Annotated in this window: 27 protein-coding genes and 2 pseudogenes; 5 read left to right on the top strand and 24 right to left on the bottom strand. The window is 29.3% G+C overall.

Annotation, left to right across the window (positions count from 1 at the left end):
- Nucleotides 1-6 precede the first annotated feature (6 nt).
- From frr to rpsB, 4 genes are all read right to left on the bottom strand, one after another.
- Complete coding sequence (gene frr / locus HGPT_RS02305) at nucleotides 7-564, bottom strand: ribosome recycling factor (RefSeq protein WP_019138274.1); 558 nt, start codon at nucleotides 562-564, stop codon at nucleotides 7-9.
- A 9-nt stretch (nucleotides 565-573) separates the two neighbouring features.
- The gene (gene pyrH, locus HGPT_RS02300) at nucleotides 574-1,278 is read right to left on the bottom strand and encodes a UMP kinase (protein WP_019138273.1); all 705 of its coding nucleotides are present in this window, start codon (nucleotides 1,276-1,278) and stop codon (nucleotides 574-576) included.
- A 16-nt stretch (nucleotides 1,279-1,294) separates the two neighbouring features.
- Nucleotides 1,295-1,939 carry a translation elongation factor Ts gene (gene tsf / locus HGPT_RS02295; protein ID WP_019138272.1) on the bottom strand — a complete coding sequence of 215 codons (645 nt, stop codon included), beginning with the start codon at nucleotides 1,937-1,939 and terminating at the stop codon, nucleotides 1,295-1,297.
- A gap of 71 nt (nucleotides 1,940-2,010) precedes the next feature.
- Complete coding sequence (gene rpsB / locus HGPT_RS02290) at nucleotides 2,011-2,784, bottom strand: 30S ribosomal protein S2 (protein ID WP_019138271.1); 774 nt, start codon at nucleotides 2,782-2,784, stop codon at nucleotides 2,011-2,013.
- A 232-nt stretch (nucleotides 2,785-3,016) separates the two neighbouring features.
- On the opposite strand from rpsB, the gene HGPT_RS02285 reads away from it, so the two are divergent.
- From HGPT_RS02285 to HGPT_RS02275, 3 genes are all read left to right on the top strand, one after another.
- Nucleotides 3,017-3,418 carry a hypothetical protein gene (locus HGPT_RS02285; protein WP_019138270.1) on the top strand — a complete coding sequence of 134 codons (402 nt, stop codon included), beginning with the start codon at nucleotides 3,017-3,019 and terminating at the stop codon, nucleotides 3,416-3,418.
- Complete coding sequence (locus tag HGPT_RS02280; RefSeq protein ID WP_019138269.1) at nucleotides 3,415-3,702, top strand: hypothetical protein; 288 nt, start codon at nucleotides 3,415-3,417, stop codon at nucleotides 3,700-3,702. The genes HGPT_RS02285 and HGPT_RS02280 overlap by 4 nt, the downstream gene beginning before the upstream one ends.
- Nucleotides 3,703-3,838: 136 nt before the next feature.
- Nucleotides 3,839-4,093: a hypothetical protein gene (locus HGPT_RS02275; RefSeq protein ID WP_019138268.1), complete on the top strand. Its 255-nt coding sequence runs from the start codon at nucleotides 3,839-3,841 to the stop codon at nucleotides 4,091-4,093.
- A gap of 125 nt (nucleotides 4,094-4,218) precedes the next feature.
- Here HGPT_RS02275 and HGPT_RS02270 read toward each other — a convergent pair whose 3' ends face one another.
- The 12 genes and pseudogenes from HGPT_RS02270 to HGPT_RS02215 form a co-directional block, all read right to left on the bottom strand.
- Nucleotides 4,219-4,761, bottom strand: a complete 543-nt coding sequence (locus HGPT_RS02270) for a rubrerythrin family protein (protein ID WP_019138267.1) — start codon at nucleotides 4,759-4,761, stop codon at nucleotides 4,219-4,221.
- A 107-nt stretch (nucleotides 4,762-4,868) separates the two neighbouring features.
- The gene (prfA, locus tag HGPT_RS02265; protein ID WP_019138266.1) at nucleotides 4,869-5,936 is read right to left on the bottom strand and encodes a peptide chain release factor 1; all 1,068 of its coding nucleotides are present in this window, start codon (nucleotides 5,934-5,936) and stop codon (nucleotides 4,869-4,871) included.
- An 8-nt stretch (nucleotides 5,937-5,944) separates the two neighbouring features.
- The gene (prmC, locus tag HGPT_RS02260; RefSeq protein WP_019138265.1) at nucleotides 5,945-6,775 is read right to left on the bottom strand and encodes a peptide chain release factor N(5)-glutamine methyltransferase; all 831 of its coding nucleotides are present in this window, start codon (nucleotides 6,773-6,775) and stop codon (nucleotides 5,945-5,947) included.
- A 42-nt stretch (nucleotides 6,776-6,817) separates the two neighbouring features.
- Nucleotides 6,818-7,021 (bottom strand): 50S ribosomal protein L31, encoded by a 204-nt coding sequence (gene rpmE / locus HGPT_RS02255; RefSeq protein ID WP_005956574.1) that lies wholly within the window; start codon nucleotides 7,019-7,021, stop codon nucleotides 6,818-6,820.
- A 141-nt stretch (nucleotides 7,022-7,162) separates the two neighbouring features.
- Complete coding sequence (gene rho, locus HGPT_RS02250) at nucleotides 7,163-8,593, bottom strand: transcription termination factor Rho (protein WP_019138264.1); 1,431 nt, start codon at nucleotides 8,591-8,593, stop codon at nucleotides 7,163-7,165.
- An 8-nt stretch (nucleotides 8,594-8,601) separates the two neighbouring features.
- Nucleotides 8,602-9,567, bottom strand: a complete 966-nt coding sequence (glpX, locus tag HGPT_RS02245; RefSeq protein ID WP_019138263.1) for a class II fructose-bisphosphatase — start codon at nucleotides 9,565-9,567, stop codon at nucleotides 8,602-8,604.
- 1 nt (nucleotide 9,568) lies between these two features.
- Nucleotides 9,569-10,222 (bottom strand): fructose-6-phosphate aldolase, encoded by a 654-nt coding sequence (fsa, locus tag HGPT_RS02240; RefSeq protein ID WP_019138262.1) that lies wholly within the window; start codon nucleotides 10,220-10,222, stop codon nucleotides 9,569-9,571.
- The gene (gene ispF / locus HGPT_RS02235; RefSeq protein WP_019138261.1) at nucleotides 10,223-10,699 is read right to left on the bottom strand and encodes a 2-C-methyl-D-erythritol 2,4-cyclodiphosphate synthase; all 477 of its coding nucleotides are present in this window, start codon (nucleotides 10,697-10,699) and stop codon (nucleotides 10,223-10,225) included.
- Complete coding sequence (gene ispD / locus HGPT_RS02230; RefSeq protein ID WP_081578502.1) at nucleotides 10,696-11,397, bottom strand: 2-C-methyl-D-erythritol 4-phosphate cytidylyltransferase; 702 nt, start codon at nucleotides 11,395-11,397, stop codon at nucleotides 10,696-10,698. Before ispD ends, ispF begins: the two co-directional genes overlap by 4 nt.
- A 4-nt stretch (nucleotides 11,398-11,401) precedes the next feature.
- A complete protein-coding gene (locus tag HGPT_RS02225; RefSeq protein WP_019138259.1) occupies nucleotides 11,402-12,844 on the bottom strand; it encodes a peptidoglycan D,D-transpeptidase FtsI family protein in 1,443 nt (480 codons plus the stop codon).
- Nucleotides 12,837-14,104, bottom strand: a pseudogene (locus HGPT_RS02220) (FtsW/RodA/SpoVE family cell cycle protein). The gene HGPT_RS02225 and the pseudogene HGPT_RS02220 overlap by 8 nt, the downstream one beginning before the upstream one ends.
- 4 nt (nucleotides 14,105-14,108) lie before the next feature.
- Nucleotides 14,109-14,549, bottom strand: coding sequence for an FHA domain-containing protein (locus HGPT_RS02215; RefSeq protein WP_019138258.1), 441 nt, complete (start codon nucleotides 14,547-14,549; stop codon nucleotides 14,109-14,111).
- 126 nt (nucleotides 14,550-14,675) lie between these two features.
- Between HGPT_RS02215 and HGPT_RS02210 the strand changes: the two genes are divergently transcribed.
- Both HGPT_RS02210 and HGPT_RS02205 read left to right on the top strand, forming a co-directional pair.
- Nucleotides 14,676-15,284, top strand: coding sequence for a RecX family transcriptional regulator (locus tag HGPT_RS02210; RefSeq protein WP_019138257.1), 609 nt, complete (start codon nucleotides 14,676-14,678; stop codon nucleotides 15,282-15,284).
- The gene (locus tag HGPT_RS02205; protein ID WP_019138256.1) at nucleotides 15,285-15,587 is read left to right on the top strand and encodes a GIY-YIG nuclease family protein; all 303 of its coding nucleotides are present in this window, start codon (nucleotides 15,285-15,287) and stop codon (nucleotides 15,585-15,587) included. It abuts the gene before it with no gap.
- Nucleotides 15,588-15,631: 44 nt separating this feature from the next.
- Here the strand turns inward: HGPT_RS02205 and HGPT_RS02200 are convergent, their stop codons facing one another.
- The 8 genes and pseudogenes from HGPT_RS02200 to deoC form a co-directional block, all read right to left on the bottom strand.
- Entirely contained in the window at nucleotides 15,632-17,464 is a 1,833-nt protein-coding gene (locus HGPT_RS02200) for an ATP-binding protein (protein WP_019138255.1), read from the bottom strand.
- An 8-nt stretch (nucleotides 17,465-17,472) separates the two neighbouring features.
- Nucleotides 17,473-18,417 (bottom strand): DNA double-strand break repair nuclease NurA, encoded by a 945-nt coding sequence (locus tag HGPT_RS02195; RefSeq protein WP_019138254.1) that lies wholly within the window; start codon nucleotides 18,415-18,417, stop codon nucleotides 17,473-17,475.
- Nucleotides 18,414-19,207: pseudogene (rsmI, locus tag HGPT_RS02190) on the bottom strand (16S rRNA (cytidine(1402)-2'-O)-methyltransferase). Before rsmI ends, HGPT_RS02195 begins: the two are co-directional and overlap by 4 nt.
- Nucleotides 19,204-19,893, bottom strand: a complete 690-nt coding sequence (locus HGPT_RS02185; protein WP_019138253.1) for a tRNA1(Val) (adenine(37)-N6)-methyltransferase — start codon at nucleotides 19,891-19,893, stop codon at nucleotides 19,204-19,206. The pseudogene rsmI and the gene HGPT_RS02185 overlap by 4 nt, the downstream one beginning before the upstream one ends.
- On the bottom strand, nucleotides 19,890-21,056 hold the full coding sequence (locus HGPT_RS02180) for a CapA family protein (protein ID WP_019138252.1): 1,167 nt from the start codon (nucleotides 21,054-21,056) through the stop codon (nucleotides 19,890-19,892). The genes HGPT_RS02185 and HGPT_RS02180 overlap by 4 nt, the downstream gene beginning before the upstream one ends.
- Entirely contained in the window at nucleotides 21,053-21,664 is a 612-nt protein-coding gene (locus HGPT_RS02175) for an epoxyqueuosine reductase QueH (protein ID WP_019138251.1), read from the bottom strand. The genes HGPT_RS02180 and HGPT_RS02175 overlap by 4 nt, the downstream gene beginning before the upstream one ends.
- Before the next feature lie 43 nt (nucleotides 21,665-21,707).
- Entirely contained in the window at nucleotides 21,708-22,463 is a 756-nt protein-coding gene (gene lgt, locus HGPT_RS02170) for a prolipoprotein diacylglyceryl transferase (RefSeq protein WP_019138250.1), read from the bottom strand.
- The coding region (deoC, locus tag HGPT_RS02165) for a deoxyribose-phosphate aldolase (protein ID WP_019138249.1) at nucleotides 22,460-22,812 on the bottom strand (353 nt) is incomplete at its 5' end. The genes lgt and deoC, both read right to left, overlap by 4 nt.

The following is a 22,812-nucleotide window of genomic DNA, read 5'->3' as shown; positions in this document are numbered from 1 at the left end:
TAAAAATTAAATTTCCATAAGTTCTTTTTCTTTATTTTCTGCTACTTTGTCAACTTCTTTGATATACTTATCTGTTAACTTTTGAATATCTTCTTCATAAGTTATTTTATCATCTTCTGAAATTTCCTTAGCTTTTTCTGCTTTTTTTACATCTTCCATTGCATCTCTTCTGATATTTCTAATAGATACTTTGGTTTCTTCAGAATACTTTCCAACTAACTTTGTAAGATCTTTTCTTCTTTCTTCTGTTAGTTGTGGAATAACAAGTCTAATTATCTTTCCATCATTTGATGGAGTTATTCCTAAATCAGATTTTTGTATTGCCTTTTCAATTTCAGGAATTAAAGTAGCATCCCATGGTTGAATTGCAAGGAGTCTTGGCTCTGGTGCAGAAAGACTAGCAACTTGATTAAGTGGAGATTGTTGTCCATAATAATCAACATAAATCTTGTCAAGCAAACTTGTATTAGCACGTCCTGCTCTTATAGACTGAAGTGATTCAGTAAGTGAGTCAACAGATTTTGACATTCTGGATTCCGTATTTTTCTTAAGATCAGATATCATAATATCCTCCTATTTAACATTAGTACCAATTTCTTCGCCACATACAACTTTATACATTGCATCTTCTTCATCTATTCCAAAAACTTTAAGCGGAATATCGTTATCCATACAAAGTGTTGTTGCAGTGCCATCCATAATTTTCAAATTTTTATTTAAAATTTCCCTATAAGTTAGATCATCGAATTTTTTAGCGTCTGGATTTATATTAGGGTCTGAATCATAGATACCGTCTACACCTTTTTTAGCAAGTAAAATCACATCTGCATCTATTTCTGCAGCCCTAAGCGCAGCAGCTGTATCTGTTGAGAAGTAAGGATTACCTACTCCTGCTGAGAATATAACTACTCTGCCTTTTTCCAAATGTCTAATAGCACGTCTTCTAATATAAGGTTCAGCAACTTGCTTCATTTCGATAGCAGTTTGCACACGAGTAATAACGCCTAATTTTTCTAAAGAGTCCTGCAATGCTAAAGCATTCATTACAGTTCCTAACATACCCATATAATCAGATGTAGCACGATCTATATTGTTTTCGTCACGTCCTCTCCAAAAGTTTCCGCCACCAACAACAATACCAGTTTCTACTCCTGAATCATAAATTTTCTTAACTTGCTTTGCAATTAGATTGACATAATCCATGTCAATTCCAACTGTATTTGATCCTGCTAATGCTTCTCCGCTGAGTTTTAAAACAATTCTCTTATATTTTGGCATTTACTCCTCCAATTTGTTATCCTATTTGTTTTGCTACTTCTTCAGCAAAGTCTTCTTCTCTTTTTTCTAGACCTTCACCAACTTCAAATCTAACAAATCTTCTGATTTTAATATTTTCACCAATTTTAGCAATTAGATCATTTAGTATATCTCTAATTTTCTTATCTGAATCTTTAATGAAATGTTGATCAAGTAGACAAATTTCTTCATAGAATTTTTCAAGTCTACCTTCAACCATTTTTTCAATAATGTGTTCAGGTTTATTTTCTCCTCTAGCTTGTTCAGTTAAAATATTTTTTTCATGTTCAACTTCTTCAGCAGGAACTTCTTCACGACTAACATATTTTGGAGCAACTGCTGCGATTTGCATTGCAATATCTTTTACAAAGTTTTGGAATTCTTCGTTTTTAGCAACGAAATCTGTTTCTGAGTTAACTTCTACTAAAACACCAATTCTTCCACCATGAATATATGATTCAACTATACCTTCAGAAGCAATTCTTGATGATTTTTTTGCAACAGAAGCAAGTCCTTTTTCTCTTAGGAAGTCTACTGCCTTATCCATATCACCATTTGTTTCTGATAAAGCTTTCTTGCAGTCCATCATACCTGCGCCAGTTTTTTCTCTTAATTCTTTAACTAATGCTGCTGTAATAGCCATTTTAATTCACTCCTTATTTATTTTAAAAAAAGAGAGTTTTAAAGGATTACTTTAGAACTCTCGAAATATCTTTACTCTTCTATAGCTGACTTTTCATCCTCAACTGCTTCTTCCTCAGAAACTTCTTGAGCGGATTCATCATAATCTGTATCTTCAATTTGACTGCCTTGTTTTCCTTCGATAACTGCATTAGCAATTGTTTCAGTAATAAGTTTTACCGCTCTAATTGCATCATCGTTTCCTGGAATTGGAATATCCACTTCTTCAGGATCACAGTTTGTATCAACGATACCGATAACAGGAATTCCTAAAATATGAGCTTCTTTTACTGCTATGTTTTCTTTCTTAGGATCTACTACAAATAGTGCTTGAGGCATACCCTTCATTTCTTTAATTCCACCTAAGAATTTTTCAAGCTTTTCTCTTTCGTGAATTAATTGAGCAACTTCTTTTTTTGGAAGAACATCAAATGTTCCATTTTCTTCCATTTCATATAATTTGTAAAGTCTTTCAATTCTATTCTTGATAGTTTTGTAGTTAGTTAAAAGTCCACCTAACCATCTTTGGTTAATATAAGGCATACCGCATTTTGTAGCTTCTTTTTCAATTGCATCTTGAGCTTGTTTTTTTGTACCAACAAAAAGAACTTCTCCACCATTAGCTGCAACTTCTCTTACGAAATCATAAGCTTCTTCTACTTTTTTAACAGTTTTTTGAAGATCAATTATATAGATACCATTTCTTTCGGTAAATATAAATCTCTTCATTTTAGGGTTCCATCTTCTAGTTTGATGTCCAAAGTGAACACCAGCTTCTAATAAGCTTTTCATTGAAATTACTGACATTTAAGCCACCTCCGTGTTTTTTTCCTCCATTTTCATCATCTATCAAAAGGACCAAATTGGCAACTCAATTGATATCAAAAAATGTGTGTATTACTTACCGCATAAAAGTATACCATAGGATTTTATAATTATCAATATTTTGTTTATTTTATGGACAATTTAATATTAAAATTTTTCATTTTATTGTAAAATATTGATAATATATTAATATATTTTTGTTTGGGGGATAATTATGAAAAAATTTTTATGTTTAACTTTGATAATTCAACTCGCAGCACTTCTAGTTTCTTGTAAAAATCAGGCAGTAAGAGCTAGTAAAATAAATGATTTTAAAGAAAACAAAATAGTGCAAGAAAATATAAAAGAAAATCAGAATAAATTAGATCAAGAAACAAAAGAAGAAAATAAAGAATTAGAACATAATTCTTTAGATTTATTAAGAAAAAATTTGAATAATAAATCTAAAAAATTTGCTGTTGCTTATCTTGGTATTACAGAAAATCAACTAGATAAAAATTTTCAAAAGTGGATTGAAGCTAATAACCCTAAATTAGTTAAAGATTATCCTTTTATTAAAGAAATTCCATTCGAAAATGTTATTTCTAAAGAAAAAAATATGGTAAAGCTTATTTGATAGTATCAGCGGACAAAAATGCTTCTCTTGCTGTAAATAGTCTTAAAATTTCTGAAGATTTTAATTTAATAAGCGATGAAGTCTTATACAGAAAAGACACTGCTGAGCCTATTTTAATATTATCTGATTCTCTCGAATTTCCTGATATAGAAATAAATATTGTACCTGAACATCAAGAGCCTACAAATTGGAATCCAGGAATGCTTTGGAATTTAGATAATGATGATTTAAAAGATACTCAAGATTTTTTTAGATTTCACACAATATGGAGAAAATGGAATTGATGTCATTAGAGCCTTCCTTATCGATTCTGGATGGAGAAATTTAAGCGATAAGGAACTAGATGATACAACTTGGGTTTATAAGGATTGGTATTTTGATTTTAATAAGGATAATTCAAACAAAGATTATGACGGAAAAATGGAATTTTACCAAATTGATGATAAAAGTTTAGACCACATAAATAAATATTTTGGATTTTATAAGATTGATGGAGACAAAATAAAAGTTAATATTTCAAATAATAAGGGCAATGAAATAAAATCTGAATACAATATACTTATTTTTGTTAATAATGAAATTCTTAGAATAGAAAAAAATTCTGATTCTAAAAATAATCTTCCATTTTTTAGTCCCGATAGTAATTTTGTAGAGTTGTTTAAATCATTTGGTTAAAATAAAAATCCAAACTATCAATAAAAATAACTGGAAAATTTTATAGAAAAAAGTAAGTTACAAGACACTGACTTTTTCATTAAAAAAACTCTCTACTAATTTGGAGAGTTTTTCCTTAACAAAAATTAATAAGCAACAAATTTGCTTCCTACACATCCACAAATTGGACATTTTTCTTCTTCTTCAAAAGTAATATATCCGCAAACTGGACATAAGTAGATATTTTCTACTTCTAAATCTTTACCAGCATCAACTGCTTCTTTAGCAGCTTCAAATCTTTTAGCGTGTACTTCTTCAGCAGCTGTTGCATATTTCATAGCTTTAACAGCTTCTTTTTCGCCTTGCATTTCTGCAACTGCGATAAAAGCTGGATACATTTGAGTAGATTCGAAAATTTCTCCATTCTTTGCACCTTCAAGGTTTTCAGAAGTAGAGTTAATTCCAAATCCAGCCATTGATGTTACAGGAAAATCTCCTGAAACGTCTTTAAGAGCCTTGAAATGTAGAGTCGCGTGAATTTTTTCTGCATCAGAAGTTGCGTCGAAAAGTCTTTTTACGTTTTTGAATCCGTCTTTTTCTGCTACATCTCCCCAGATATTGTATCTAGTACGTGCTTGTGATTCTCCGCCGAATGCTGATCTTAAATTGTCGCTTGTCATTTGATTCATAATATTACCCCCATAAATTTAATAATAAAACTACCACCATTATTATAGAATAATATTAATAAAAAATCAAATAGTGTATTAAAAATATATTAAATAAATATTAATTATTATCCTATTTTTTCAATTTTTTGTGTTTGATCATATGTTATGAGAGCATCAATAATTTCATCAAGATCTCCATCGTTAATAGCATCAATTTTATGTGATGTTAGATTAATTCTATGATCAGTTACTCTTCCTTGAGGATAATTATAAGTTCTTATTCTTTCTGATCTATCCCCTGTTCCAATTTGAGAAGATCTTTCCATTGATTCCTTTTCATTTTGCTCTTGTAATTTTAAATCATAAAGTTTAGACCTTAAAAGTTTCATCGCTTTTTCTTTATTCCTAAGTTGTGATTTTTCATCTTGACAAGATATTACAATTCCAGTTGGAATATGAGTTAGTCTAACTGCAGAATCTGTTGTATTTACACATTGTCCACCATTACCTGATGCACGGAATACATCAAATTTTATTTGTGTTGGATCAATTTCAATATCAACATCTTCAGCTTCTGGTAAAACTGCTACTGTGGCAGTTGAAGTATGAATTCTCCCTCCACTTTCTGTTTCAGGAACTCTTTGTACTCTATGGACTCCTGATTCATATTTTAGCCTAGAATAAGCACCATCACCAATAATCATAAAGACAATTTCTTTATAACCACCAATTCCAATTTCGTTAGAAGAAATTGTTTCGACTTTAAAACCACTTCTTTCAGCGTATCTTACATACTGCCTATAAAGAACTCCTGCAAATAGAGCTGCCTCATCTCCACCTGCACCAGCACGAATTTCTACCATAACATTCTTACTGTCATTTTTATCCTTTGGAATTAAAAGAATTTTTAGTTCATTTTCAAGATTTTCAATTTTTTTGCTTCCTTCATTGATCTCTTCTCTAACCAAATCTTTAAAATCATCATCTAATTTTTCTTTTATCAATTCCTTGTTTTCATTTAATGTATTTAAAGTTTTTTTATAATCTCTATATTTAGCAACAATTGGCTCTATTTCTGCGTGTTCAATTGCCTTTTTTTGATATAATTTAGAATCATTAATAACTTCAACGTTACTAAGATCTTTTTCTAATTCAACTAATCTATCTTCAAAAACTGAAAGTTTTTCGTACATATTTACACCTACATCTTTAATTGACCAAGGATTACTCTATCTAAATTATTCAAATCCTTGTAAACTTCTACTATAAAGTTTTTCCCCATTAATTCAAGAATATCTTCTGCTTCATCATGACCTATTTCAAATACCAAAAATCCATTTTCATTTAAATAATTTGGAGCTTTTTTTATAATTTGTCTATAAAAATCTAATCCGTCAGATCCTCCATCAAGAGCAAGTCTAGGTTCATAATCTTTTACTTCCACTTGCAAATTATTAATTTCATTTGTCTTTATATATGGAGGATTGGAATATATTAAATCAAATTTTTCTTTTACATTCTCAAATAAGTCACTTTTTTTTACTTCAATATTAGAATTATGAATTTTCTTATTTATTTTAGTATTCTCTATAGCTTTGGGACTAATATCTACACAAACTACTTTGATATCTGCCTCAAGATCAATAGTTATGCTCACAATACCTGATCCACATCCTATTTCAAGCATATTAGAAATATTATTATTTTTTATAATCTCTAAAAGTTTTTCTACTGAGATTTCAGTATCTGATCTAGGTATTAGAACACCTTCCAAAACTCTGAAACTTCTACCATAAAAATCTTCTTTTCCCAAAATATATTGAAGAGGCATTCCTGATTTTCTTTTCTTTAATATATCAAAATATTTATTCTCTATTGATTGCTCTAATTCATCCTTATCATGAGCAACCAAATAGGATAAATCTTTATTTAATAAATCGCTTAATATTCTTCTCGTTTCATAAATTGGATTAGTGTATTCCAATTCTTTTAAATACTTTCTACCTTCTATTAAGGCTTCGTAAATTTTCATAAATTTAAGTAATAAAAAAGGTTAGCCAGGCTAACCTCATTGTCATTTATTTCTCTTGTATCTGCTATTGAATTTCTCAATTCTTCCGCCATGATCAGAGAGTTTTTGCTTTCCTGTAAAGAAAGGATGACAAGCTGAACAAATTTCAACTTTTAAATCTTCTTTAACGGATCCTGTTTTAAAAGTATTGCCACATGCACAAGTTACTGTAGCTTCTTTATAATCTGGATGAATTCCTTTTTTCATTGTTTAGCCCCCTTAAACTTATTTTATAACTCAATTTTAATATTATAACACAATTTTTACCTTTATGCAAACTCAACTATTTGCTTAATTATTATACAATAATTATTATGATATTTCAAGATTTAGAGAATAAAAATAGACCTAGATCTTATTTTTTAAAAACTCTTCATTGTCTTTTGTCTTTGAAATCTTGTCTAAAAATTTTTCTGTGACATCTTCAATATTTTCTTCACTTAATTTATTTCTAAGATCATAGTTGAAGGAAAGTTCTTTCTTGTTTAAAAGTAATTCTTCTTTTCTAGTTCCTGATTTTAAAATGTCTATTGCAGGAAAAATTCTCTTTTCAGAAAGGCTTCTATTTAGATGAAGTTCCATATTGCCCGTTCCCTTAAATTCCTCAAAGATAACATCATCCATTCTTGAACCAGTATCAACTAAAGCTGTTGCAAGTATAGTAAGACTTCCGCCTTCTTCAATATTTCTTGCAGCTCCAAAAAATCTCTTTGGTTTGTGAAGTGACAAAGGATCTAGTCCTCCAGATAAAGTCTTTCCACTAGTTGGAGTTACTAAATTATAAGCACGAGAAAGTCTTGTAAGTGAATCTAAAAGTATAACTACATCTTCTTTATTTTCAACTAATCTTTTTGCTCTATCTATAACCATTTCAGCTACTCTAGTGTGGTTTTTTGGATTTTCGTCAAAAGTTGAATAAACAACTTCCCCTTTAACTGACCTCTTCATGTCTGTTACTTCTTCTGGTCTCTCATCTACTAATAAAACAATTAAATGTAGATTTGGATATTTCATATTTATTGATTTAGAAATCTTTTTAAGAAGAGTTGTCTTACCTGACTTAGGCTGTGAAACAATAAGTCCTCTTTGACCTAAACCGACTGGAGCTAATAAATCAATTACTCTCATGGCCGTATCTTCTGTTTCTAAATTAATTTTCTTTTTTGGATAAATGGGAGTTAAATTATCAAAAAAAGGTCTGTCTACTATTTTTGACGGATGCATACCGTTCACAGACTTAATATATAAGAGAGCATTAAAATTTTCCCCATCCTTTGGAGGAGATTTTATTCCAAGTATTTCATCTCCATTTCTCAACCTAAATTTTCTTATTTGAGATGGAGAGACATAAATATCCTCTTCACTTGGAAGATAATTTATTGTCCTTAAAAAACCATAGCCATCTTGGTGTAAATCTAAAATACCCCTAACATAATTCTTATCATCAAGATTTTTTAAAGTCTCAGCAGCATTGTCAGATATATCTAGTTTGTCTATCTTTTCTGATTCTTTTTTTGATTTAATTTCTTTTAAAAGGTCATCTTTTTTTAAGGAATATGGTTTTTCTATACCATATTCTTTAGCCAATTCTCTTAATTCTGTGACTTTTAAGTCTTCTAAATTTTCAAGCTGTAAAAAAGAATTTGGAATCTTTCCATTTTCAATATAATATTTTAGTTCGTCATAATCATAATTTTCAGCATTTTCTAAACCTAAAGACCTTGAAATATTTCTCAAATCATCAATAGATTTATTATTTAATTCATTATTATTTGACATGATAAAAATTATTTAGCATAATCAGGTTTTAAATCAAGTGAATGAATTGATTTTATAAACCTTTGAGTTCCACTAGGAAGTCTTAGTACAAGTGTGTCAGTCTTTGCTTTGTTATCTCCGTAGTATTTAACTCCATCTAGGATTTCACCAGATGTAATACCTGTTACTGAGAAAATAACTTCATTGCCTTTTACTAAATCTTCAATTGAATAGATTTTTTGTAAATCTGAATCTAAATCTCTACATCTTGCTTCTTGTTTTTCATCAGTTGGATGAAGTCTTCCTTGGAAATCTCCTCCCAAACATTTTAAGGCTGCAGCAGCAATTACTCCTTCAGGAGCTCCACCACGACCAATTACAAGATCTATTCCAGAATCTTCATAACAAGTTTCAATTGCTGTAACAACATCTCCATCTGATACTTTTTTTACTCTGGCACCAATAGAAATAATTTCATCTATTAATTCTTCATGTCTAGGTCTATCAAGTACAGCTACAACAATATCGTCAATGTTTTTATTTAATGCTTTTGCAACTCTTTTAATATTTTCTGTTGGTGAATCATCTAGTTTAATAAGACCCTTAGCCTTAGGACCACAAGCAATTTTATCCATATAAATATCAGGTGCATTTAATAGACATCCCTTAGGTGCAACTGCAAGAACAGCAATTGAATTGTCTGTGCCGTTAGCAATTGAGTTTGTTCCATCTATAGGATCAACTGCTATATCAACTTGTTCTTCCCCTTCTTTTGTACCAATTTTTTCTCCGATGTAAAGCATCGGAGCTTCGTCAATTTCTCCTTCACCTATAACTACAGTTCCATCAATGTCAACTGTATCAAACATTCTTCTCATTGCATCTACTGCTGCACCATCTGCTGCATTTTTATCACCTTTTCCAAGCCATTTACCTGCTGAAAGCGCTGCTGCTTCTGTTACTCTTGCTAAGTTTAGTGCTAAATTTCTGTCCATCTTATTTCTCCTTTGTCTTTACATTTTTAAAATCTTCTAAAAATTTTTCTAATCCACTATCTGTTAGTTGATGTTTTATCATTTCCTTAAATATTTTATAAGGAATTGTTCCCACATCAGCTCCAGTTTTTGCAACTTCTTCTACATGTTTAATATGTCTAATACTTGCGGCTATAATTTGTGTATCATAAGCATAAGTTTCAAATATATGAGAAATGTCTTTTACTAAATCTAGTCCAGATTCTCCTATATCATCAAGTCTTCCCATAAAAGGACTAACATAAGTTGCTCCTGCATTTGCTGCAAGAAGAGCTTGTGAAACAGAAAATATTAAAGTTACATTAGTCTTTATACCTTCTTTACTTAAAATACTTACTGCTTTTAATCCTTCTTCAATCATTGGAATTTTTATTACGATATTTTTTGATATTTTTGCAAGTTCTCTTGCTTCTTTAAGCATTCCATCTAAATCAGTTGAAATTACTTCAGCAGAAATATCTCCATCAACTATTTCAGAAATTTCTTTTATTACATCCTCAAAAACTCCACCACTTTTTGCAATTAGAGTGGGATTTGTTGTCACTCCTGATAAAACACCCCAAGAATTAATCTCTCGAATTTCTTCGATATTTGCAGTATCAATAAAAAACTTCATTTAATCATCCCTTTCAAGTAAACATACAGCTTCAGAAGATATTCCTTCTCCCCTACCAATAAAACCTAATTTTTCAGTAGTAGTTGCTTTTATAGAAATATTTTCTATATCAGTATCTAATATATGACTTATGGTCTTTCTCATTTCATCAATATAGCTAGCAAGCTTTGGAGCTTGACAAGCTATGACACAATCAATATTTCCTATTTTATAATTTTTAGATTTCATGATTTCGAAAACTCTTTTTAAAAGAATTTTTGAATCAATATCCTTGAACTCATTATCATTATCTGGAAAATGGTATCCAATATCTCTAAGAGCTAAGGCTCCCAAAATAGAATCCATTATTGCGTGTATAAGAACATCAGCATCCGAGTGACCAAGAAGTCCTTTTTCATAAGGTATTTCAATACCACCAATAAATAACTTTCTATTTTCTACCAATTTATGAACATCATATCCAATTCCTATTCTCATGTATTCACCTTCTTAACTAGAATATTTGCAATAGATAAATCTTCTCTTGTTGTTATCTTTATATTATCGTAAGAATTATAGATAAGTTTTACCTTAACCCCTGTTTTTTCAACTAAAGAACAATCATCAGTTCCATAATACCCTTCTGCATAAGCTTGTTCATAGGCCTTAATTAAAATTTCTTTTCTAAAAACTTGAGGAGTTTGGACTTGCCAAAGTCTATCTCTATTTGGAGTATAATCTACTAATTTACCATCAGTTGAAACTTTTATAGTATCTTTAACAGGATTAGCCAAAACACAAGCACCAGTATCAAGAACATTTTCAATTGCTTCATCAATTTTATCAACTGATACAAAGGGTCTAGCACCATCATGTGTTAAAACTATATTTGTCTCTATTGGCATATTTAAAAGACCATTGTTTATAGAATCTTGTCTCTCCTTGCCTCCATAAACAATTTTATACGGCATGTTAATTTTATATTTTTTTATTATATCATCCACATAGCGCATATCAGTCTTTTTTACAATTAGGAGTAAAAAATCAACATACTTAGATTTTTCTATCTTTTTAATTGTATGAGCTAAAATTGGAATTCCATCAATTGCTAAAAACTGTTTATTAATACCCATTTTCATTCTCTTACCCATACCAGCTGCAGCTACTATAGCAGTAACAAATTTTTCCTTATACACTTGATCACTCTTCTTCAATCTGTAAATTATTAATTGCGTATTTTAGAAGTTCCCCAGCAATTGGTGCGGCAGCTTGAGAACCATAATCCTTAATATTAGGAATTACAACTGCTATTGCCACTTGAGGATCATCTGCAGGAGCAAAACCTACAAACCAAGCATTGTTTGTACCCTCTTTTAAGTCTAGCTGAGCAGTACCAGTTTTTCCTGCAACTTTTACACCAGTAACATAGGCTTCAGTTCCTGTACCATTGTTTACAACATTTACCATGTATTTTGTAATTTGATCAGCATTATCCTTTGATGTTACTTCACTTAAAACAGTTGGAGTATTTCTAATAACATTTTTCCCATCAGAAGAATCAATTCTTTTAACAATATGAGGTTGCATCATTACACCATCATTTGCAATTGTTGAAGCTACCATGCACATTTCGAGAGGTGTAACTAAAATCGTATCGTGTCCAATACCACCGGCAGCAAGAGCTGTCCTATCAAAATCACTTCTTTTAAATGTCCATGTAGAAGTTTCAAGAGGAAGTTCAAAATCAACTTTTTTATTTATCATATATTTTTCAGAAACCTGTCCCATAATATCAATTCCCATGTCCACAGATTTTCTGACAAAATAAGTATTAAGTGAATTTGTAAATGCCTTTCTTAAATCTACCCTACCATAAATTTTATTTCCTGCATTTTTAAATTCTCTACCATTGTCAATTTTTTCCAAACCTTCATCGGTATACTTTTGTGAAATTCCTGATTCTAATATTGCTGTAGTTGTAACAATTTTATAGACTGAACCTGGAGCAAACTTACCCTTTGTTGAACTATTGAATAAGGCTCCATTATTTGCTTCATTAATTTTTTGCATATCTTTTGCAATATTTTGAGAATTAAAATCCGGAAGAGATACCATAGATAAAACTTCACCAGTTTTTGGATTCATCATTACTACAGACCCTTTTTCAGAGTTAGCTGATAATACAGATCTAGTCTTTTCTTGTAAATCAGTATCCGTTGTTAAAGTTACATCATCACCAGTATAAGGATCGTAATTTTTATTTATTATTGACTTAAAAGTTTTTAATAATTTAGAGCCTTCTTTTCCAACTAAATAGTCATTTAACTCTTTTTCAAGCCCATATTTATCGACAATTTTATCTGAATACCCTATTATATGAGAATAAATAATAGGCTGATTATAAATTCTGTGATAATTATATTTTTCACCATTAGAGTAAGCTAGCACTTCATGATTTCTATCATAAAAAGTTCCTCTCTTGACTGAATTTTCTCTAAGTTCACTTCTTCTATTGGCTGGATGTTTTACAATATCATCTGCCTTAAAAACTGTGAAATATGTCAAATAAACAATTGGAGCAACTAATAAAATCATTAAAAAAACTAGTAAAACTAAGATTCTTTTATTATCTTTACTATTCATTATCTAATCCCCTATCATATTTGTATGATAAATCTTCACTTGTAACTTGTAAAATACCAAGCGCAACAAAACTTGAAATCAAGGAACTTCCACCATAAGAAATAAATGGCAAAGTAAGTCCTGTCATAGGTATAAGTTTAATTACACCACCAATATTTAAGAATGCTTGAACTGTAAATAATATTGCAACAAGATAAAGCAAGAATTCTATAAAAAAGATTATTCTTGATTTAAAGCAATTTTTATAGCTCTATAAACTAAAAGCATGTAAAGCATTATTATTCCTATTCCTGTTAGCACTCCCATTTCTTCACAAATTGCAGAAAAAATCACATCAGAATAAGCAAAAGCAATTTGTTTAGGGTATCCAAGACCAATACCTTGACCTATAAATCCACCTTCACCAATTCCAAATAAAGATTGGACGATTTGCCTTGCTGAATTTACAACTTTATCTGCAGTCCAAGGATTTAACCAAATATCGACTCTACTTCGGACGTGAGAAAACAAGAAAAATCCAACTACTGAGCCAAAGATCATAAGGCCAATATTAACTAAAATTGATTTTCTATCTTCATCATATATATATTGAATAAGAGTATATATTGCAATAAAAATAGCTGCTGTTCCAAGATCTCTTTGTATAAATAAAAATCCCACAAAAATATATATTACTGCCATTAAGTAATATGAGGTATATTTACAATTTAATTTTTTTAATCTTGTTTGGAAAGTTGTATAAAAAGAAGCTATTAAAAAAATCACTAAAATTTTAGTAAATTCAGATAACTGAATAGTTATACTGTCAGAAATTTCTATCCAGTTTTTGGCTCCATATTTTGAAGGAGCAAGAATAATTGTGAGTAAGAAAAATAAAATAGAAAGTCCCAAATAAAGACCTGTCATATATTCTAGTCTTCTCATTGCCCTAATTATAAAGTAGGTTAAGTAAAAAACAAGTATACCTGCTAAAACCCAAATTAGTTGTCTAAGTCCAAGTTTAGGTGATAACCTATATATGGTTATAATTCCAAGGCTTAAAAGCATGGATACTATCAGAAAAATATAATTGTCACCAGAAGAAACTTTTCCTAGTACCAAATTTGATATATAGACTATTAATATTAATCCTAAAAATAAAATTATTATGTACCTATCAATATTATTGTTGTTAAAGGTAAATAATAGCAATATACTTAGAATTTCAAAAATCAATAAAAGATTTCTAGGTTTTCTCTGTTTAAAAATTTTATCTAACACAATTTCACCTTTTATCTACAAAAATAAATTGGATAAATCCAACGCCAATCTTATCATTATTTTGAAGTTCTATAAACTCATTAGAGTCTACTTTAACACCATTTAAGAAAGTCCCATTGGCAGAACCCAAATCCTCCAAATAATATCTTTGATTTTTTTCACGAATTAACAAATGATTTTTACTTACAAATTTATCTTTTATAACAATGTCATTTCTCGAACTTCTACCAAGACTTATGTCACCTTCAATGACATAATATTCCTGCATTTTGAAATTCAAGGAGTCAAGTCTATTAACCACTTTTAAATATGCATCATCAAGGGAGCCTCCCCCGCTTGTCATACTTTTTACATCAAGATACATTAGTCTTAAAATACTAAAAATAAAAAGATAAATTAAGATTATAAAAACGTATCTCAACACTTGTGAGATTAATTCAAACATATTCCACCTCTTTGTCTAAAACTCTATCTCATTATATACTTTTTAAAAAAATTTTTCCATTATTTTGTTTAAATAAGATGAATTGGGCAATCTTCATTTTTATGTTAAAATAAATCTGGTGATAAAATGATTATCTCAAATATAAGTTTTGAAAAGAAAAAATTTAATATTACTTTTGATTCTGGCGAGGAAATTAAGATTTCTGAAGATACTTTAGTAAATTTTGGACTATACAAGGGCCAAGAAGTTGAAGAAGAGTTTGTTGAAAAATTAAAGTTTGAAAATGAAAAATCAGAAGCCCTTTTACTTTCCTACAAATTTTTACAAAGAAATAAAACAAAAAAACAATTAATTGATCATCTCTACAAAAATAAAATTCAAAGAGAAACCATTGAAATCATAATTCCCATTTTAGAAGAAAAAAAATATCTCAACGATGAAGATTATGCTAGAAGATATTTAAATGATGCCATGAATATTAAAAAATACGGAAAAATCAAAACTAAATATATGCTAATGTCTAAGGGTATCGATAAAAATATTATAGAGAAAATTATGGAAAATTATGACTATGAGTTGGAATATGAAAACGCTCTCGAACTCGTAAAAAAAAGATTATCCAAAAATGAAATCGACCCTAAAAAAATTTATTCAGCAAAAAATTATTTACAGGGTCGTGGATTTGAATTCGAAATTATAAATTTTACTTTTGATGATTATCTAAGTGGTGAATAAATGAAAGCTTTTGTTTATATTTTAAAATGTGCGGACAATAGCTTATACACAGGTTATACTGTGAATTTAGAAAAAAGATTAAAAACTCATAACAGCGGAAAGGCATCTAAGTATACATCTGCAAGACTTCCCGTCAAGATGGTCTTTAGCGAAGAATGCAAGGACAAATCTGATGCTCTAAAAAAAGAATATTTTATAAAAAGCTTAAATAGAGATGATAAAATAAAGATTATTGAAAATAAAAAATCTCTTCAAGACTTATACGACTTATATTTAATTAATAAATCGAATGCAAAAAAATAGAAAAAAAAGCTGATCTAAGTTATGTAAAACCTAGATCAGTTTTTTTATTTTACCTTATACATTTCAGTTAAGAAGTTGTCTTCTTTTTCTATAAAATCTCTTTCACACAAAGAGTCCAATTTATTTTTAAATTCGTCGTAAGAAAGATTTTCTCCAGTCTTTTTATTGTAATTAACAAGCACACCATTTAAATTAGAACTATCAATTGGAAGTAAATCTTTTACATCAGCAAAAAATTTTTCATAAATTTCATCATCATGTGATGTCAGTTCATCAAAAGGATTTTCTGTATGTGGAGATACTGTATTAGCTGCTCTAATTCGAACAAAAGATGTTCTTCCTTTCTTTGCAGAAGAAATAAAAACATCACCTGAACTCAAATAAGGAAGCCTTTTAGTTTCATCCGAGGAAAGGTCAGTTTCCTCTCTAATTGTATCAATATCAGATGCTCTAACAGTTCTAAATATTAATTTAGTATTTAATTGTGCTGTTATTGTTTCATCTAGAAGAGTAGGCCTTTGTGTTGCAAGAATTAAAAATACTCCATATTTTCTTCCTTCTTGTGACACTTCTCTCAATATACTCTTTGATGGTGTATCAAAACCTTTTGGTGCAAAATTGTGAGCTTCATCAGTAATAATTATAAAAGGTGGAAAATAATCTACTTTTACATTATTTCTATAAAGTTCATCTCTATATTCTTTTCTCAAATAATATAATTTTGCCAGTAGATAAGTTGAAAAAACATTTATCATCCTTGTTGAGCCTTGCAGAACAACCAATTTTCTTCTTTTTAATAAATCTAAAAGTTCATCTATGTTGTGAGAAAATATACCTTCATTTTGTAAAGTCATAAGTCGCCACAAAACTCCACGAACACTCATTGAGTTACAAGTTTTGTCATATCTTTCATATATATCTAATACATCTTCTAGTCGATTTCTTATAGATTGATCTGTCTCTGCAGCAATTTCTGCAAGTATTTTGTCTCTTGATCCTATTTCTTGACCTTCTAAAAGCATATCTAATTTATTTTTAAAAGATTCAAAACTGGCTCCTTTAGAAAGCATTACATCAATTACATTATTCATTGAATCAGTTAGAGGTGAAGCTGCATTAAGTAGATTTTTTAAATCTCTTTTTTGCAATTCCTGAAATTTTATACCAGTATCCAGTCCAATTTCAAGACACTTAAATTTGTCTGTATAATTTTTATTAGATATCTCAGAATTATTTGTGAAGTCCATTTCATAATGAGGATCCATTACAATTGCTGGAACTCCCATTTCCATTAATTCTTCTAAGATAACTCTTAGTCCAAAAGATTTACCACTACCAGAGCCTCCAAAAACTCCTATGTGAGGATATTGGTGCATTGATTTGTAATCAAATAAATAAGGAAGTTCTTTTTGTTTTATAAATTCATTATTTTGAAAAATAGAAAATAAATCCTTATAAACATCATCCATTCCTTTTGCTATGTTATCTGTATTTTTTATTGAACCAAGTATAAGAGATTCTTTAGGAAGACTATCTATTAATAGATTTTTTATTTCATTAAATTCAGGAGTTCTCAAATCACTTCCTGTCAAAGGTGGGTATAAAAGTTCTTCAAAAAACCTAAGTTTAGCTACATAAACAGTTTCGTTCCCAACATCATAGCCCATTGACCCCAGAGAAGATAAAACATCACTATCTATAAAATCTCCACCAATATCTAGAGGAATAAAACGGTTAAAAGTTTGTGAATCAACAACTTCACCAATGATATCACCTTGAACTGGATCTTCAACTATTAAAAACTCATTGTTCCTAAAATTTTTATCCTTAGAACCAATATATACTTCTCTTGTTGTCGTAACTCCAAGTACTTTCATTTTTCCTCCTATAAAGTTCTCTTATCTCTTTCAGAAATAAAAAATCTTTCATAAATATCCCTATCAAGATATTCTTCCAAAAGAGTTTTTAAAATTTCATCAGTTATCTTAACATCTTTATCTACAATATCAAGCCATAAAGGAACCCCTCTTGATGACATTGGCGTTAAGGTATAAATTAAACTGCAAATTTCTTCTAGATGCCTTTCTTGAGTGTCTAGTATATCAACTCCTATTGCTCCAGGAAATTTTGATGTTCTCATAAAAGCTGAAGAAAAGCCTTCCCCCAAACCATCTTTTATAAATTTTTTATTGATTTCATTTCGTATTAAAAGACCTTCTCCAGTTTTAAGTCTATTAAATAAAATCTCCCTGTCGTATATACTCTCATCAATTTCAAGGCTTCTTGCTATTACATTAGTTTTTAGGTCTTTTATTACACCAAATAAAATTATATTTTTTTCTTCACAAATTTCTCTAAGCTCTTTAAATAAATCAAGACAGTTTATTTTATATCTTATGAATCCTCCATCCATCATGAGATAATCAAATTCATAAGTGCTTATATATTCAAGAGCTGTTTCTATTTCTATAGTTGCTAAATATTTTTGTGAAAGATTTTTATCATCATAAATTTCATTTAGCGTTGGAGTATAAACATTATTCCTATATATTTCATTTCCATCTGTACACTTGGCAAGTCCTTGGAAAATCTCAATAAAATGAGGAAAAGCTCCACCAGATCTGTTGTTTGAGCCATCAACTCCAACTGTTCTTCTAAATTTATTTAACTTTTCTTTAGGGAATTTTTCCATTTCAATAAGTCTTCCCACATTTTTAATAAGTTCACTTTGAAATTCATCATTATCGAGTTTGAAAATAAAATCATATTTATTTCTTAAATTTAAGTTTACATCTTTAAGTTGACCTTCAAGATCTTTTAAGTTTATCATAGGTCCAAACTCTCCTTATAAACCTCATTTTTGGGAATATTATATTCTTTAGAAATTTTTTTAACTGCTTCAGATTTTTTCATTCCAACTTGTAATTTTCTTTCAGAAGACTTTTTATGTCATAAGTAACGTCCTCACTATTGCCTTCAACAACAATAACAAATTCTCCCTTTTCAGTAATTTCTTTTTCCAAAATTTCAGAAGTAGTTGACCTTATTGTTTCTTCAAAAACTTTTGTAATTTCTCTAGAAATAGATATTTTTCTTTCTCCAAAAACTTTGTGTAGATCGTTTAAAAAATCTTTTATCCTATGAGGAGCTTCATAAAAAATCAAACTAAATTTTAAATCTTTTAAGGATTCAAATTCTTTTTTTCTGCCACTTGATTTACTTGAAGTAAAACCGTAAAAAAGAAAATGATCAGTATCGAGGCCTGATAAAACTAAAGCGGTTAGTGCTGCATTTGCACCAGGTAAAACTCTAAAATCAGTTTTTTCCTCTATTAACTTTTTTACTAAGACTGCACCAGGATCGCTAATCCCTGGCATTCCAGCATCAGTCACAAGAGCAATATCCTTATCTTCTATATGATTAATTATTTTTTCAGACATCTCAGCTTCATTAAACTTGTGATAAGTCCTTAATTCTTTATTAATATCGTAATGATTTAAAAGTTTTAGAGTTACTCTTTTGTCTTCTGCATAAATTATATCAACAGACTTTAAAATTTCTATTGTTCTAAGAGTGATGTCTCCTAAATTTCCAATTGGAGTTGGACAAAAATAAATCACAAAATTACCTCATTTCTATAAACTTTTTTCATTCCATCTGAATATTTTTCGCCATTTTTTATGTAAAAATCTCTAAAATCATTTCCAAAGTTAGCTTGTTTTCTAGCAATAATAACAGAAGTTTTTGCTTCCTTTTTTGTATTTCCGTGAATGTTAATTATATGCTTCACTTTTAGACCTGCTAAATTGATTTTATAGATTAGTTCAGCTAGCCTATAGCTTGGATAAATTATATATAAATGAGCAGAATTTTTTAAAAGATAATTAATTATAAAAAGACTTTCTTCTATGTCAAAAAAATGTTTAGCAGCTGTATTATTAAATTTTATATTTTCATAATTATAATAAGGTGGATTAAATACAACTGCATCAAAATAATTTGTTTCATAATCATCTTTTAATTCAAATATATTTCTATTTTTAATTTTTATTTTGTCCTCTAACCCATTAACTATAAGAGACTCTTTAAAATTAGAAAGTACATTTTTATTTATGTCAATAGAATGAATTTCATTAAATCTTTCTGCCAATCTTAAAGACAAAATTCCATTTCCACAACCAAGATCTATAATTTTATTGCTTGCTTTTACAAAGGAAGAAAGTATAAGAGCATCAGTTGTATATTTAAATTCATTATCATCTTGATAAATTATATATTTTGTTCCAGGAACTAGATCTTTTTTCATATTTCTCCCTTTAGAACCCCTAAGGCTTCTTTATATTTATCATTAGCAGAATTTTGTAAACTCCCATCAATTGATTCGCTTAGTTTTCCTCCAGGAATTATGTCTTCTAACTTAACTAAATCGTAATTAAGTTTTCCATTTGCCCAAAACCTATTTACATAAGTTGGATATACACCATAGGATTTTAACTTTGTTTCACCCTTGATATTATCTTTTTCAATTACTAACTTAACAAGAGCACCTGTATCTACACCAGACTTTTTCAGATATTCAACTCTTTGATTTGAAAGTGCATTGCCCATAGAAAAAATTGTAAAAAATTTATTATTATCTCTCTCTTCAATTTGATATCTTTGAAGAACATGGGGATGAGATCCCAAAATTATATTTGCACCTGATTCTTGTAATTTTTCTTTAAGAAATAATTGTCTGTCGCTTGGATAATATTGGTACTCATTTCCCCAATGAGGATAAACAATTACAATATCAGATTTTTCTTTTAAAATTTTAAGATCCTTTTCAAAATCTTGGGAAAAAGTGTTTACAGAATACTCTTTGTCACGCATGAGAGAATCCATTCCATTTAAAGTATCAGTAAAGGAAATAAATCCAATCTTTATTCCCTTTTTTTCTACAACTATTCCCTTTTCACCATCTTCTGATAAGGTCCCAAATGATTTCATTCCACTGTCATTTATATGCGCTAAAGTTTCCACCACTCCATCCAGTCCTGTATCAAGTGCATGATTGTTTGCAGTGGACATTAAATCAAAACCAACATTTTTTAAGGAATAAATAGATTCTTTTGGGAAATTAAAAAGAGGAAATCCAGATAATTTTCTATTTGAATTAACTGATCCTTCAAAGTTTGCAACAGCTATATCAGCTTCATTTATTTCCGCTGATATATTGGAAAAAATGGGAGTAAAATCATAAGTTTCATTACTCCTATAATTTTTCACTATTGGTTGATGAAAAATCATGTCACCCATAGCAAGAATAGTTACTTGTGACTTATCTTCTTCTATTTTTTCATCAACCTTATTATTTTTAACAATAGTACTTTCTTGAGATAAATTAAAATCACTTTTATAAGTTACATAAAGTCCAAATCCTAGAAAAAATAAGAGAGAAATAATAAAAATATTTTTTATGTTTTTCAAAATTCACTCCTTGAAAATTCACACCCACAATAATCCTGCCTATACATGTTAAATTCATCGGTCAATTCTACTGACCTTTTAAAACCATTTTTCTTTTTAAAATCAGAGAATAAATATTTAACTTTATATTTTTTTGATAAAAAGTTTCCTAATCTGTTTAGAATTTGTGAATCCTTGTGAGGGGAAATTGAAAGAGTTGTTGTAAAATAATCATAATTATTTTTAGATGCAAATTCTGCTGCCTTTTCCATTCTTTGTCTATAGCATTTAAAGCATCTTGCTCCACCCTCTTTGTACTTTTCAAATCCCTTTATATAGTCTAAAAATTCTTGGTGGTCATATTTTATTACTTTAACCAGGATTTTTTCTTTAAAACCAAGATCTTCTACAAGTTTTACTTGTTCATCTGATCTTCTGTAAAATTCCTCTTCGCTATCAATATTGGGATTATAATAAAATACATCTATATCAAAGTACTCTTCAATTCTTTCAAGGATTGCAGAAGAACAAGGGCCACAGCATGAATGCAAAAGAAGTTTAGGCTTATTTTCCCTATCTATTTTCTTTATTACTTTTTCCATTTCCAAGTTATAATTTATTTTATTCAAAATATCACCTATAAAATTAGACTAGTTGCCTAGTCTAAAAAATTTATATATTTTTTTGTCTTTTTTTAGATATGATTCTTATAGCAAGGCCAAAAATAATAATGCCTATGCTAACTAATTGAGAAACTCTAAAAGAACCAATATATAAAGAATCAGTTCTCATTCCTTCAATAAAGAATCTAGCTATTCCATAAAATATCATATAAAAAGAAATCAATTGACCTTCAAATTTTTGTTTCTTTGAAAGATAAAAATATAAAAATAGGAAAATCAAAAAATTTACCAAGGATTCATAAAAAAATGTTGGGTGAACCATTTCGCCATCAACTAAAATTGCCCAAGGTACATCAGTGACGCCACCATGAGCTTCGCCATTAATGTAATTTCCCCATCTTCCAATAGATTGAGCAAGAGCAAGACCTGGTGCAATACAATCTGATAAACTAAAAAAATTTACTTTTTTATGCTTACTAAAAAAATATAAAGTAAGTCCACCAGCAATAATGCCGCCATAAATTGCAAGTCCACCATTTCTAATAGCAAATATCTCATTTAAATGTTGGCTATAATAATCCCACTCAAAAATAACATAATAGAGCCTTGCTCCCAATACCCCAATTATAACAGCTAAAATGGAAGCATCATTTGCTATATCTTTATAAAGTCCATTTTTGTAAGATTTTTTCTTTGCCATATACTCTGTAACAAGAATTGCCAAAAAAACTCCTAAAGCAATTAAAATTCCGTACCATCTTACTTCTAAACCAAAAATTTTAAATGCAACTGGATTTATTTTCATAGTGACTTACTTTCTTTATAAATTTTAACTCCAGCAGAAACTCCTAATCTGTCTGCACCATTTTCAATCATTTCTAAAGATTTTTTGTAATCTCTTATACCGCCACTAGCTTTTACTTTAACTCTATCAGAAACTGATTTTTTCATTAAAGCTACATCAGAAGAGTCTGCTCCAGATGTCGAGAAACCAGTAGACGTTTTTACAAAATCTGCTCCTGCTTCATCAGATATCTCGCAAGCTTTTACAATTTCTTCTTTTGTAAGAAGACAATTTTCTAATATAACTTTAAGAATGGCTCCTTCATTATGACAAATTTTTGCCAGTTCCTCTATTTCTTCTTTTACAGCAT

This window comes from Peptoniphilus timonensis JC401, from assembly GCF_000312025.1.
Classification (GTDB): Bacteria; Bacillota; Clostridia; order Tissierellales; family Peptoniphilaceae; genus Peptoniphilus_A; species Peptoniphilus_A timonensis.
This window is presented reverse-complemented; position numbering and strand designations above follow the sequence as displayed.